General features: G+C 66.4%; 11 protein-coding genes and 2 pseudogenes. 8 read left to right on the forward strand and 5 right to left on the reverse strand.

Features of this window, described 5'->3' with window-relative positions; genetic code table 11:
• Positions 1-17 precede the first annotated feature (17 nt).
• On the forward strand, positions 18-1,211 hold the full coding sequence (locus ACIUM1_RS20435; protein WP_406814389.1) for a glycosyltransferase: 1,194 nt from the start codon (positions 18-20) through the stop codon (positions 1,209-1,211).
• Between the two features lies 1 nt (position 1,212).
• A complete protein-coding gene (locus tag ACIUM1_RS20440) occupies positions 1,213-3,111 on the forward strand; it encodes an ArnT family glycosyltransferase (RefSeq protein WP_406814390.1) in 1,899 nt (632 codons plus the stop codon).
• A gap of 645 nt (positions 3,112-3,756) precedes the next feature.
• Here the strand turns inward: ACIUM1_RS20440 and ACIUM1_RS20445 are convergent.
• On the reverse strand, positions 3,757-4,296 hold the full coding sequence (locus ACIUM1_RS20445) for a PPE family protein, SVP subgroup (protein ID WP_406817779.1): 540 nt from the start codon (positions 4,294-4,296) through the stop codon (positions 3,757-3,759).
• 405 nt (positions 4,297-4,701) lie between these two features.
• On the opposite strand from ACIUM1_RS20445, the gene ACIUM1_RS20450 reads away from it, so the two are divergent.
• Positions 4,702-5,691: an IS481 family transposase gene (locus ACIUM1_RS20450; protein WP_406817780.1), complete on the forward strand. Its 990-nt coding sequence runs from the start codon at positions 4,702-4,704 to the stop codon at positions 5,689-5,691.
• Here ACIUM1_RS20450 and ACIUM1_RS20455 read toward each other — a convergent pair.
• Both ACIUM1_RS20455 and ACIUM1_RS20460 read right to left on the reverse strand, forming a co-directional pair.
• Positions 5,680-6,042, reverse strand: a pseudogene (locus ACIUM1_RS20455) (PPE family protein); the annotation flags it as partial. The gene ACIUM1_RS20450 and the pseudogene ACIUM1_RS20455 sit on opposite strands and share 12 nt — an antisense overlap.
• Positions 6,043-6,116: 74 nt before the next feature.
• Positions 6,117-6,287 (reverse strand): annotated as a pseudogene (locus tag ACIUM1_RS20460) (PPE family protein, SVP subgroup); the annotation flags it as partial.
• A 33-nt stretch (positions 6,288-6,320) separates the two neighbouring features.
• Between ACIUM1_RS20460 and ACIUM1_RS20465 the strand changes: the two are divergent.
• The 5 genes from ACIUM1_RS20465 (at position 6,321) to ACIUM1_RS20485 (ending at position 11,531) form a co-directional block, all read left to right on the forward strand.
• Positions 6,321-7,439, forward strand: a complete 1,119-nt coding sequence (locus ACIUM1_RS20465) for a WD40 repeat domain-containing protein (protein ID WP_406814391.1) — start codon at positions 6,321-6,323, stop codon at positions 7,437-7,439.
• 163 nt (positions 7,440-7,602) lie between these two features.
• Positions 7,603-9,228, forward strand: a complete 1,626-nt coding sequence (locus ACIUM1_RS20470; protein WP_406814392.1) for a long-chain fatty acid--CoA ligase — start codon at positions 7,603-7,605, stop codon at positions 9,226-9,228.
• Between the two features lie 19 nt (positions 9,229-9,247).
• A complete protein-coding gene (locus ACIUM1_RS20475) occupies positions 9,248-9,721 on the forward strand; it encodes an SRPBCC family protein (RefSeq protein WP_406814393.1) in 474 nt (157 codons plus the stop codon).
• A gap of 25 nt (positions 9,722-9,746) precedes the next feature.
• Positions 9,747-10,637 carry a class II glutamine amidotransferase gene (locus ACIUM1_RS20480; protein ID WP_406814394.1) on the forward strand — a complete coding sequence of 297 codons (891 nt, stop codon included), beginning with the start codon at positions 9,747-9,749 and terminating at the stop codon, positions 10,635-10,637.
• Between the two features lie 24 nt (positions 10,638-10,661).
• Positions 10,662-11,531, forward strand: a complete 870-nt coding sequence (locus tag ACIUM1_RS20485) for a patatin-like phospholipase family protein (protein WP_406814395.1) — start codon at positions 10,662-10,664, stop codon at positions 11,529-11,531.
• A 33-nt stretch (positions 11,532-11,564) separates the two neighbouring features.
• Here the strand turns inward: ACIUM1_RS20485 and ACIUM1_RS20490 are convergent, their stop codons facing one another.
• The gene (locus tag ACIUM1_RS20490; RefSeq protein WP_406814396.1) at positions 11,565-12,632 is read right to left on the reverse strand and encodes a patatin-like phospholipase family protein; all 1,068 of its coding nucleotides are present in this window, start codon (positions 12,630-12,632) and stop codon (positions 11,565-11,567) included.
• A 100-nt stretch (positions 12,633-12,732) separates the two neighbouring features.
• The gene (locus ACIUM1_RS20495) at positions 12,733-13,119 is read right to left on the reverse strand and encodes a lipoprotein LpqV (RefSeq protein ID WP_406817781.1); all 387 of its coding nucleotides are present in this window, start codon (positions 13,117-13,119) and stop codon (positions 12,733-12,735) included.
• Positions 13,120-13,210: the final 91 nt, after the last annotated feature.

The following is a 13,210-nucleotide window of genomic DNA, read 5'->3' on the forward strand; positions in this document are numbered from 1 at the left end:
GGAATACCGCTCCTCTCATGGCTGCCGGTCAGGGGATCCCGGTCGTCGAAATTGTGATTCCCGTATACAACGAGCAAGGCGGCCTTGCCAATTCGATCCACCGCCTTCACGAGTATCTGAACGATGAGTTTCCATTCACGTTTCGTATAACCATCGCCGACAACGCGAGTGTCGATGCCACGCCGGCGATTGCGGCGGAGTTAGCCGACGAGCTGATGGAGGTTCGGGTGGTGAGGTTGGAGAAGAAGGGCCGCGGGCGCGCACTGCATGCGGTGTGGTCCATTTCGGATGCTCGGGTGCTCGCGTACATGGATGTCGACTTGTCTACCGACCTGGCCGCCCTGGCGCCGCTGGTGGCGCCGCTGGTATCCGGGCACTCTGACTTGGCGATTGGTACCCGGCTCGCACGCGGATCACGGGTGGTGCGTGGAGCCAAGCGGGAGATCATTTCACGTTGCTACAACTTGATATTGCGGTCGGCACTGTCGGCGCAATTCAGCGACGCGCAGTGCGGATTCAAAGCCATCAGAGCCGATGTCGCCGACCGGCTGTTGCCACATGTTGTTGACACCGGCTGGTTCTTCGACACCGAACTGCTGGTATTGGCCGAGCGGAGCGGACTGCGGATCCACGAGGTGCCAGTGGATTGGGTCGACGATCCGGACAGCCGGGTTGATATCGTCGCGACCGCGCTGGCCGACCTGAAGGGTATCGTGCGTTTGATCAAGGGATTTGGCAACGGCGAAATCCCGGTACAAGCCATCGGTGCCCAGTTTGGCGATCGGGCGAACGCCCCGAGGTCGCTACTCAACCAGTGCGTGCGCTTCGCGACGATCGGCATGTTTTCGACGCTAACGTATCTGCTGCTGTTCCTTTTGCTGCGTCCGATGGGTGCTCAAGGTGCCAACCTGGTTGCCTTGCTGCTCACGGCAATTGCCAACACGGCAGCCAACCGACACTTTACCTTCGGGGTCCGCGGCGCTCGTCGCGTGGTGAAGCATCATTTCGAGGGATTGGTCGTGTTCGGCATCGGACTTGGCCTCACCAGTGGATCGTTGGCGGTGCTGCACACGCTGGGCGAAGCGGCCCACGACGTGGAGCTGTTGGTTCTGGTCACGGCCAACCTGGTGGCGACGGTGCTGCGCTTCATACTGTTGCGCGGCTGGGTATTCCACCCACGCCGAGCCGGCCGATCCTCAACGGGGGTGTGAAGTGACCGCCGTAGACAATGTCGCGGCAGCGACTGTCTCGGAAGCTGAGAGGCTGTCCCATCCTCGGTGGGCGCGGCCCGCGGTGCTTGTGTTGCTCGCAGTGAGCGCCTTGGTCTACCTGTGGGGCCTCCATGCCGCGGGGTGGGCCAACGATTACTATGCAGCTGCCGTTGAGGCCGGCACACAGAACTGGACGGCGATGCTGTTCGGTTCCCTGGATCCCGGCAATGCGATCACCGTCGACAAGCCACCCGCCGCGCTTTGGGTGATGGCGCTATCGGGCCGAGTCTTTGGATTCAGCACGTTATCGATGCTGGTGCCGCAGGCCTTGATGGGCGTGGCCTCAGTCGGCTTGCTCTACGCCGCGGTGCGCCGGGTCAGTGGTCCGGCTGCGGGCCTCATCTCCGGTGCGGTGCTGGCCGCAACCCCCGTTGCTGCTTTGATGTTTCGCTTCAACAATCCCGACGCGTTGCTGGTGCTTTTGCTGGTCGCATCTGCCTATTGCGTGGTTCGCGCTCTGTATGCGAGTCAGACACGCTGGATCGCGCTTGCCGGCGTTCTGATCGGATTCGCGTTCTTGGCCAAGCTACTGCAGGCCTTGCTGGTTACCCCGGCCCTGGCTTTGGTAGTGATCGTCGCACTACCCGGCGGCGTGTGGGTACGGATGCGAATCCTGGTGATCGGGGTGGTCACGACTGTCGTTTCAGCCGGCTGGTTCTTAGTACTCGGCACCCTGTGGCCGGCGAGATCTCGCCCCTACATCGGCGGCTCGACCAACAACAGCCTGTTGCAGCTGGCGCTGGGCTACAACGGTTTAGGTCGTGTGTTTGGCGGCGATGGCAATCCCGGTGGTGCCGGGGGGTTCGGGCCGCCTGGTGCCTCAGTCATGTTCGGTGGTCAGGCCGGCGTTACCAGGTTGTTCGGTGAGTCCATGGGTAACGAGATTTCTTGGCTACTGCCCGCGGCGCTAGTAGGCATGCTGGCAGGACTGTGGTCCACCCGCCACGCTCCACGAACCAGCCCATACCGCGTTGCGCTACTGCTATGGGGCGGCTGGATGATGGTCACCGCAACGGTTTTCAGCTTGATGAAGGGCATCATTCACCCGTACTACACCGTCGCCCTGGCCCCGGCTATCGCCGCACTAGTCGGAATGGCGGTCACCGATCTATGGCGCGACCGGGTCAGCCTGTGGCCGCGTATTGCGTTGGCTCTCATGCTGAGCGCCACGGCGGTATGGAATTTTATTCTACTCGGACGCGCTTCGGACTGGCTGCCTTGGCTGCGCTGGGTCATACTAATCGCCGCCATTGCGCTATCGGCAGTATTGGCAATCAGGCTGCAACGCCTCAGCCGAGCTGCAGCTACAGCGTTGGCCGCGACCGGACTAGTGCTGGGGCTGGCCAGCACGACAGCCTCGACCGTCGACACGGTGGTAGCCAGCGGCCATTCCGGCCCGATCCCGACTTCCAGTCCGCACTCGAGCACGATGAACTTCGGACCTGGCGGTCCCGGCGGTCCTGGCGCGCCGGGCGGACCGTTGTCCCGTGCCGCTGACAATGCCCAGTTGAAGTCGATGATCACCGCCGCGCACAACCATTGGGCCGCAGCCACTGTGGGGTCGCCGACCGCAGCCGATTTGGAGCTGGCCACCGGTACATCGGTGATGTCCGTCGGTGGGTTCACCGGGAGCGACCCGGCGCCAACCCTGCAGCAATTTCAGGGCTATGTCGCCCAGCACCAGATCCGATATTTCATTGTGTCCAATGGTCCCGCTGACGGGCCAAAGCCCGATGGAACTCCGACCACATCGACCCAGATCACCAACTGGGTGCAGCACACCTTCTCCGCCCGCGACATCGGCGGCATCCAGGTGTACGACCTGGCCGCACAACACTAACGGGAATCGCAGGCCAGATCGCGAACGCCGTCAGTGTTGACGCGGGGATTAGCGGCGCGGCCAAACAGATAGAGGTACCTAGCGCGTCGTTTCGCACGTTGACAATTTGGTTGGTCAACTCGAGCTGAAGGCACGGCGGTGGCGCAAATTTTTCAGGTTAAGTTCAGATTCGCTTCCTACGGTCATGCGGGATCCTTACAGTTCGTTGTACTGCGGAAGGTGCCCATGCCGACCGACCAGCAAGCAATGGTGAGCCAAGCATTGGTAAGCACAGTCGGGCCAATACGAAATGCCGAGTCAGAGATGCTGTTTCACACCGGGAGCGCCGGGAACCAAAGACTACGAGGACTACTCCAGCGATGCGCCCTTCCGGCAAGGCTGCGAATGAAAGTGTCGGATGTGGTGGGCCGACGTCGGCTGCAGTATTACGCCAGGCATCAGGATCTTTGGGAGTTGGCTGGGCGTTGGCAATCGCGCGCCGCAGATCTCGAGTATTGGGGGGATAAAAACACTGCTGACCAGCTGCGGCGTTGTGTCGCCGAACTGGCCGACGTTGCCTCCCAGTGGAAGTGACCGAGCCGGCAGAGCGGTTTGACTTTCGGCCCTCCGCTGAGCCGGATGCTTCGAGCGCGGTCGTTTCCGCGCTCAGACGACGGTCTGCTTGGGCATGACGACCGGCTTGAAGCCGTACCGGGGTCCGGCGCCGTGTGCGCCGACACCTTTGGCCGCTGCGGCCGCCCCCGGCATGCCCGGCATCGCGGTAACCGGCTGGGCCGCCTCGGAGGCGACCGTCCAGCCCGACCCTCCGAGGGGAGTGTTGGCAGCAGCCAACGTGGTAGCCGGCGCGGTCGAAGACCAGCTAACCGGCACCGACAACCCGCCGATCGCGGACGCCTCTCCGAGGCTCACCGAGGCCGCTGCACCCAAACCGGTTGGCGCCACAGCATTGACCATGGTGCCGCCTTCGATTACGCCTGCGACGGGCTCCACGTCACTGACCGCGGCGGCCGGCGCGGCGGCTGAAAGCGTGTGACCCAGCGACACCGCGGTGGGGATGGTGTCTATGACGAACCAGGCCGCGGTGTTCACGGCTCCGTTGACGCCGTTTTCCACGAAACCGGTTCCCAACAAGTCGTTCAGCGCGTCCAAAAGCGAGGTGCCCGAGCTCGAACTGCTGCTACTCACCGAATCACCTACCGAGGAAAGCGAATTGGACAAGTTAGACAGCGTTGTGTTCAGGCTTGACGTGGTCGAGTTACCGGCCGCGGCTGAAGAGACCCCGGAGGCTTGGACTCCCGCCGCGCCGGCGTTGGTCGTCTCCGTCGGCGACGTGAGAGGCGACACCTGCGACGAGGCCGACGATGTAGCGGCGTATGTGTACATCGCGGTCGCATCTTGGGCCCACATTTCGGCGTATTGCGCCTCGGTGGCCGCCATTGCCGCTGTTGATGCCCAAGAAATTGGTGGCCACCAGCGTCGCTAGCTGTTCTGACCACAGACGTTAGGGACGGCGTGGCGTGGTGACATAGCGAAGACCTCCGAGTGAAGTGCGAGCTGTCAAGGAACGCACCACTCACTTCGGAGGTCTTCGTGTCCCACCGTAATGCCCCCTTGTCAGAAACCGGTCGACTAAGGCTGGCCCGTTGTGTTGTCGAAGACGGTTGGCCGCTGCGCCGGGCCGCCGAGCGGTTCCAGGTGTCGCCCACCACGGCGGCCCGCTGGGCCCACCGTTATCGCAACCACGGCTTAGCGGGGATGGTTGATCGCAGCTCACGGCCGCACCGCAGCCCGAATCGCACGCCTGCACGCATCGAGCGGCGGATCATCAAAATTCGCGTCCTGCGACGCTGGGGACCCGCGCGTATTGGTTACCTGCTGGGCATTCACCCCTCGACCGTGCACCGCGTGTTGACCCGCTACGGATTGGCCAAACTGCGCTGGCTGGATCGCCCGACTGGGCGTGTCATTCGTCGTATCGAATCCGTCAAGCCCGGTGATTTGGTCCATGTCGATGTCAAGAAACTGGGCAAGATCCCGGCCGGCGGTGGCTGGCGGATGCTGGGCCGCACCGTCGGCAACCGCAACGCTCAGGCCGACAAGAGTTCGGGGCTATCGAGTAAGCACCGTCATCCCTTGCGTGGGCACCATTTCCTGCATACCGCCTTAGACGGGCACTCACGGCTCGTCTACAGCGAGATCTTGACCGACGAACGCAAAGACACCGCCGCCGCGTTTTGGACACGCGCTAACAGCTGGTTCAACCAATGCGGCATCACTGTTCGACAAGTGCTGACAGACAACGGTTCCTGCTACCGATCCCACGCATTCCGCGATGCCCTAGATGACATCGAGCACCGCAGGACCCGCCCCTATCGCCCTCAAACCAACGGCAAAGTGGAGAGATTCCACCGGACCTTGGCTGACGAATGGGCCTATGCCCGCCTCTACACCAGCGACACCGAACGCTGCGAACAGTTCCCCATCTGGCTACACACCTACAATCACCACCGCGGCCACACTGCACTCGGCGGCCAACCACCCGCCACCCGCGTACCTAACCTGTCAGGTCAGAACAGCTAGCTGAGTGCGGTTGGCGGCGACCTGCGTTGGCGGCACCGTGGCCGCAGAGGCCGCTTCGTAGGCCGCCGCCGAGGCGGTGGCCTGAGGGACCGCCTCTTGGAGCTGCGCGGAGGTGGTGCTCAACCAAGAGATGTATGGCTCGGCCGAAGCGGCCATCGCTGTCGAGGACGGCCCTAGCCATTCAGAGCCGGTCAGCTGAGAGATCACAGATTGGTAGGAGTTTGCCGTAGAACTCAACTCTGAGCTCAAACTGCTGAACGTTGTAGCCGCGGCCAACAACGGCCCGGAGCCTGCGCCGGCATACATGCGTGCGGAGTTGACCTCCGGAGGTAGGGCTCCCCATTCAGGCATTTGTTCCATCCTTCGTCCACTAACGTGACTGATTGTCTTCGGTTCGGATTGTGAGCGCCGTTCTCGAGCGGGTGCTAGACGACTGGTTTCTTGGGCATGACAAGGGGTTTGAAGCCGTAGCGGGGTGCGCCAAAACCGGCGTTGGCGCGTCCGGGCAGTCCCGGCATTCCCGGCACGATAGTGCCCGCGTGGGCTGACGGCGCAGTTGCGGTCCAGCCGGCGGTTTCGGCGATGCTGACCGAGCTAGAGCCGACGACCACAGCAAAGGCGGTGCCAGCGTGAACGATGTGAACGGCCCTACGGCCGCGCACGACGATCGAGACGGGCGGGTCTTCCAGCTCGACACCACCTCGGTGGTGCAGGTGCCGGTGCACCACGGTCCGATCAGCGACATCGCCGTCAGCCCCGACGGGCGCCGCCTGGTTGCCACGAACTACGGCCGGGACATGGTTTCGGTCATCGACGCCCACACGTGCCGTGTCTCGAGCACCATCACCGGGCTGGCTGAACCTTTCTCGGTCACGATGAGCGGCGCGGACTCAAACTATGCCTACGTCAGCACCGCGAGCGCCGGTTGCGATGCCATCGAGGTCATCGACGTCGTCACGAACTGGCGTATCGCCACGCATCGCCTCGCGAACAGCGTCAGTGACCTGACGGTAAGCCCGGACGGCAGGCACCTGTACGCCAGCCGGAATGCGGTGCGTCGCGCCGACGTGACGGCGCTGGACACCACCACCGGTGAACTCGAGGTCATCGATTTGGCGACCGCGCCGGGCGACACCACCGAATGCGTGCGGGTCAGCGCGGACGGGCGTCGGTTGTACATCGGGATGAATTCCCCGTCCGGCGGCAGCCTCGCCATCGTCGAGACCCGGACAAGGTCCGACGATCGGCGGATCGGCGGCCGGTCGCGCATCGTCGGCGTCGTCGACCTCGGCCTGCCCCTGCGCGATGTGGCGCTGAGCACTGACGGCGGCACGGCGTACGTGGCGAGCTGCGACCCGGTCGCGGGCGCGGTACTCGACGTGGTCGACACCCGACTGAACAAGATCGTCGGCACCCACAAGGTCCCGGAGATCACCGGCCCGCTCACCCGGATGACGCTCAGCCGCGACGGCGTGCGGGCCTACCTGGTCAGCGACGATCGCATCACCGTGCTGAGCACGCACCAACTGGACGCCGTCGGCGAGGTCCACGTGTCCAAGCAGCCGTCGTGCGTGCTGGAAAGCCCCGACGGCACCCATCTCTACGTCGCCGACTACTCCGGCGTTCTCAGCGCGGCGCGGATCGCCTCGCCCGCACCGTCGCAGACCCGCGGCGGCGTCAGCGGCCGCGACCTGTCGGCCGCCGGCTGGCTGCCCGATCTGCCGGAGTGGGAGCCGGCCCTAGCCTAGCCCGCCTGGGTCGGGTGGGCGCCCAAAGCTGCCCCGGGCGAACGGGATCCACGCAACCGACGGTCAGTGTGGTCGGGGATCGACACTCTCGCCGAATTCGGGCTTAGGGTGGAGACGGCCGACGGCACAGGCGGTGCTGCTCCGAGACTAAGGCGGTTGATCAGTGGACGGCACGATGCAGGACTATCCGTTGACCATCACCGCGATCATGCGGCACGGCTGCACCGTGCACGGAGAACGCACCGTAACGACCGCCACCGGGGACGGCTACCGGCGCACGACCTACCGGGAGCTGGGTCGCGAGGCCGCGCAGCTGGCGAATGGCCTGCGCCGGCTCGGTGTCACCGGTTACCAGCGGGTGGGCACGTTCATGTGGAACAACGCCGAGCATCTCACCGCATACCTCGCGTTGCCGTCGATGGGTGCGGTCCTGCACACCCTGAACATCCGGCTGTTCCCCGAGCAGATCGCCTTCGTCGCCAACGAAGCCGAAGACCAGGTGGTGCTGGTCGACGCCTCGCTGGTCAAACTGCTCGCACCCGTGCTCCCCGAGCTCGAGACCGTGCACACCGTGATCGTGGTCGGCGACGACATCGGGTCGCTGCAGGGATCGGGTAAGACCGTGCTGCGCTACGCCGACGTCCTCGACGGCGAGCCCACCGAGTTCGACTGGCCGCGCATCGACGAGAACTCCGCGGCCGCGATGTGCTACACCAGCGGAACCACCGGCAACCCGAAAGGCGTGGTGTACAGCCACCGTTCGTCGTTCCTGCACACCATGGGCGCGTGCACCGCCAACGGCATCGGGGTCGGGGCCACCGACAGTGTGCTGCCCATCGTGCCGATGTTCCACGCCAACGCATGGGGGCTGCCGTACGCGGCGCTGATGGCCGGCGCCGACCTGGTGCTGCCCGATTGCCACCTCGACCCCCGGTCGCTGGTCAGCATGATCGAGGACCTGAAGCCCACCGTCACGGGCGCGGTGCCGACGATCTGGAACGGCGTCCTGCACCACCTCGAGGACGACCCCGACCACGACATGTCGTCGCTGCGGTTGGTGGTGTGCGGCGGCTCGGCGGTCCCGGTATCGCTGATGCGCACCTTCGAGGAGAAACACGACGTTCAGATCCGGCAGCTGTGGGGCATGACGGAGACGTCGCCGCTGGCGACCATGGCGTGGCCCCCACCGGGCACCCCGGAGGACCAGCACTGGGCGTTCCGCGGGACGCAGGGCCAGCCGGTCTGCGGGGTGGAGATGCGCATCGTCGACGACGACGGACAGGTGCTGCCCAACGACGGTAAGGCCGTCGGCGAGGTCGAGGTCCGCGGACCGTGGATCGCCGGCTCCTACTACCTGGGCCGCGACCAATCGAAATTCGACTCCGGCTGGCTGCGCACCGGCGACGTGGGCCGCATCGACGAGCGCGGGTTCGTCACCCTGACCGACCGCGCCAAGGACGTCATCAAATCCGGTGGGGAATGGATCTCCTCGGTCGAGCTGGAGAACTTGTTGATCGGGCACCCGGACGTGGTCGAGGCCGCGGTGGTCGGTGTCCCCGACGAGCGCTGGGAAGAACGGCCGCTCGCGGTGATCGTGGCCAAAGACGGCGCGTCGGTCAATGCCGAACAGTTGCGAAACTTCCTCGCCGACAAGGTTGTTCGATGGTGGCTGCCCGAACGATGGACCTTCATCGACGAGATCCCGCGCACCAGCGTCGGCAAGTACGACAAGAAAACCATCCGGTCGCGATACGCCGAAGACGGGTACCAGGTGGTCGAGGTCCGCTGAGCTGAAAGGCGTTACACCAGTGGCACATTCACTCGTCGTCGATCAATCCGTGGTCACCCCGGTCGCGGTCCGGGACGCCTTTCACCGGACGCTGCCGATTCCGCTTCCGACCCTTTTTCACCGCTGGTACGGGCCGTTCCCGCCGATCAAGGAAGTGCGCGAGCAGACCGGCGCCTGGGACTCGGCCGGCCAAACCCGGGTCGTGCAGCTGGCCGGCGGGGCCACCATGCGCGAGGAACTGACCAGCGTCGACCCGCCGCGGTCGTTCGGCTACCGGCTTTCGGAGGTCACCGGCCCGATGGCGCTGCTGGTCGACCACGTCCTCGGCGAATGGATCTTCGCCCCGGCCGCGGGAGGCACCGAGATCACCTGGCGCTGGGATATCCGCGCGCGCTCGGCGCTGACGGCCTGGGCCCTGCCGGTGCTGGGCAGGATGTGGCAGGGCTACGCGCGCCGGGCGCTGCACGACCTATCGGCCGTGCTGACGGACTGACCCGCGAGCGCTAGCGTCAGAACCCATGTGCCGACTCTTTGGCCTGCACGCCGGGACGCACGCGTGCACGGCGACCTTCTGGCTGCTGGACGCCCCGGACAGCTTGGCCCAACAGAGCAGGAGGAATCCGGACGGCACCGGCCTGGGCATCTTCGACGAACACGGCCAGCCACACGTGTACAAGGAACCGATCGCGGCCTGGCAGGACGCCAAATTCGCGACCGAGGCGCACCGGATGACCGGCACGACCGTCATCGCCCACGTCCGCTACGCGACCACCGGATCGCTCGACATCCGCAACACCCACCCGTTCCTGCAGGACGGGCGGATCTTCGCGCACAACGGCGTCCTCGAGGAATTGGACGTCATCGACGAGCGGCTGCGTGAGGTCGGCACCGACGATCTGGTGTTGGGCGACACCGACTCCGAGCGGGTGTTCGCATTGATCACCGCCGCGATCCGGGCGCGCGACGGCGACATCACGGCCGGCCTCACCGACGCCATGCAGTGGCTGGCCGAGCACGCGGCGATCTACGCGGTCAACGTGTTGCTGAGCACCGCCACCGACATGTGGGCGTTGCGTTACCCGCAGACCCACGAGCTTTACGTGCTGGACCGATCCGGTGATGCAGGCGCGGGCGACGCCGACTTCGACTTGCATACCTTGCGGATTCACGCGCGCTCCGACCATCTGCGCACCCGGCCGTCGGTGGTGTTCGCCACCGAACGCATGGACGGCGACACCCGTTGGCGCCTGCTGGAGCCGGGGGAGCTGATCCACGTCGACGCCGGCCTGCAGGTCAGCCGCAGCCTGATATTGCCCGACCCGCCCAAGCATCTGCTGCGCCGTGAGGATCTGAGCGTGCCGGTGGAGAACTCACAGCACGCGCTGCCGAGCACTCGACGGTCGGCCTGACGCCGTTTGGCAGAGTTGGTGAGCGTGACAACCAAACGTGCCCTGGTACTGGCCGGTGGGGGAATCGCGGGAATCGCCTGGGAGACAGGTGTTCTGCGGGGCATCGCCGACGAGTCGCCGGCGGTGGCCCGGCTATTGGCCGAGTCGGATGTGCTGGTCGGAACCTCGGCGGGCTCGGCCGTCGCCGCGCAGCTGGGCAGCGGCCACAGCCTGGACGAGCTGTTCGACCGGCAGGTCGCCGAGTCGTCGGCCGAGATCGATTCCGGCGTCGACGTCGAGACCATCACCGAGCTGTTCTTGGCGGCCCTGGCGGAGCCGTACGAGGAGACGCTGGACAAGACCCGGCAACAGATGCAGCGCATCGGCGCCGTGGCGTTGGCCACCGACACGGTTCCCGCGCCGGTGCGCCGCGACGTCATCGCGCGGCGGTTGCCCTCGCACCAGTGGCCGGACCGGGAGCTACGCCTCACCGCGATCGACGTCGCCACCGGCGAATTGACCGTTTTCGACCGCGACTCCGGCGTCGACCTGGTCGATGCCGTCGCGGCCAGCTGTGCGGTGCCCGGGGCGTGGCCACCGGTGACCATCGCCGGACGTCACTACATGGACGGTGGGGTCGCCAGCTCGGTCAACCTCGCGGTGGCCGCCGACTGCGCGACGGCGGTGGTGCTGGTGCCGTCGGGCGTGGATGCGCCGTCGCCGTTCGGCGCCGGGCCGGCCGCCGAGGTCTCGGCGTTTCCCGGCGCCGCGTTCGCCGTCTTCGCCGACGCCGATTCGCTGGCCGCCTTCGGGCCCAACGCGCTGGATCCCGGCTGTCGTATCCCGTCGGCCCTGGCCGGACGCGAGCAGGGCCGCCGTGAAGCCCCGAACCTCGCCCGCTTCCTGGGGGTGTGAGAACTGTTGCCGCGCAAGCGAATTGAGCTCCGCTCAGCGCTCGATAGCGGGCGGGACGGGTTGGTCGTCCTCGACTTCCAGCGCGCCCAGCGCCGCGTCCGCCAGCGCGCGGCCGGCGGCGATCACCTCTACCGCGCGGTGGAATTCCAGGGCCCGGCACGTCGATCGCGGGACCTCGATGTGCAGGTCGGGCGGGTAGACCGCCAGGGTGTGGCGTGCCAGCGCGGCCTGGGCGATGTCGATGGTCCGGTTCATCACCTCGAAGCTGCCCAGTTTCGGCACGTCCGGTCCCACGCCGGCCAGTTCACCTGCCTCGTCGGCCGCGGGCGGCTCGTCGTCCGGGGCGTCCGACCAGCTGTCCGACTCACCGGCCGGCCCGCCCAATCGGCTCAGCACCGCGCGCGCCGTCGGCCGATCCAGCAGCGACCGGGCGGCGGCCGTGTCGAGCAGCGCGGAGGTACTGCGCACCATGCGGGTCAGCCACTCGACGGTGGCACCCGGCTCCGGCTCGCGATTGTTGATCGCCTCGCTGCCGGACAGACTCACTGCGATGGTCAGGTCGGCGTTCACCGCGGCGAGCGGGGCCAACGGCAGCGGATCCAGGATGCCGCCGTCGGCCAGCAGCCGCCCGTCGACCGCATGCGGCGCGATCACACCGGGGATCGCGATGGACGCGCGGATCGCCTCGTCGAGCGGGCCGCGCTGAAACCACACCGACTTGCCCGCCAGCAGGTCGGTCGCCACCGCGGTGTAGGGGACGGGCAACTCTTCGATGGCGACCGGGCCGAGGATGTCGCGCACCGCGTCCAGGATCTTGCCGGCCCGCATCACACCGGCCGCGCTGATGGACGGGTCCAGCAGCCGCAGGATGGTGCGCTGGGTCAGCGACTTCGCCCAATCGGCGAACTCGCCGAGCCGCCCGGCCGCCTGCAGGCCGCCGACTAGCGCGCCCATCGACGAGCCGGAGACACCGACGATGTCGTAACCGCGCGCTTCCAGGGCCTCGATCACCCCGATATGGGCATAGCCGCGGGCGCCGCCGCTGCCGAGCGCGAGTGCCACCCGGGTCGGTTCTGATCGACGCGGAACTTCGTCAGGCACCGCTCCATTTTGCGCGGCGGGGACCCGTCAGCGCGCGCCGCGGGCACTTTTTTCACCCGTGATCCCAATTACGGGCCGAGGCGAATCCCCGGCCGCGGCGCTACCCGCATTCGTTGTTCGCGGCCGCCCGCGCGGCGACGATCACGGCGGCCTGGCGGGCCGGCGTCAACTTCGACCACGGGGCGTTCCAGCTGCCCGCGGTGCCCACCGGGGAGGCCTGAACCATCGACAGATACGGCTCGAACAGCGAGGTACCGGTTGGGGGCTGGGCGTCCATCCACTCTTTCGCGGCGTGACAGGCCTGGTAGTACTCCTCTTCGGTGGAGTCCGCTGGGACATCGACCCTGGTCGTCACGCCGCCGGGGGACAGCCCAACGGAGCCCGCAGCTGCCGACCCCGGGCCGTTCCGGCTGCCGGATTGCCGCGGCGACGGCGACGAGGGCGTACCGCTGTGGGCGCCGTGCCCGCACGCCGTGGCCGCCAGCATGGCGGCCGCGGCAACAACCGCGCCCCATCGCCGGGACCGATCACCGCACCAGCGCACGGTCTCAATCTATGCAACACTGGCGGCCGTGATG

The sequence above is a fragment of the Mycobacterium sp. M23085 genome (genome assembly GCF_045343915.1).
Lineage (GTDB): Bacteria > Actinomycetota > Actinomycetes > Mycobacteriales > Mycobacteriaceae > Mycobacterium.

Excerpts from the sequence above, each read along its gene's own strand:
- ACIUM1_RS20435 (WP_406814389.1), top strand. The coding sequence starts at position 18 with ATGGCTGCCGGTCAGGGGATCCCGGTCGTCGAAATTGTGATTCCCGTA.
- ACIUM1_RS20480 (WP_406814394.1), top strand. The coding sequence starts at position 9,747 with ATGTGCCGACTCTTTGGCCTGCACGCCGGGACGCACGCGTGCACGGCG.
- ACIUM1_RS20495 (WP_406817781.1), bottom strand. The coding sequence starts at position 13,119 with ATGCTGGCGGCCACGGCGTGCGGGCACGGCGCCCACAGCGGTACGCCC.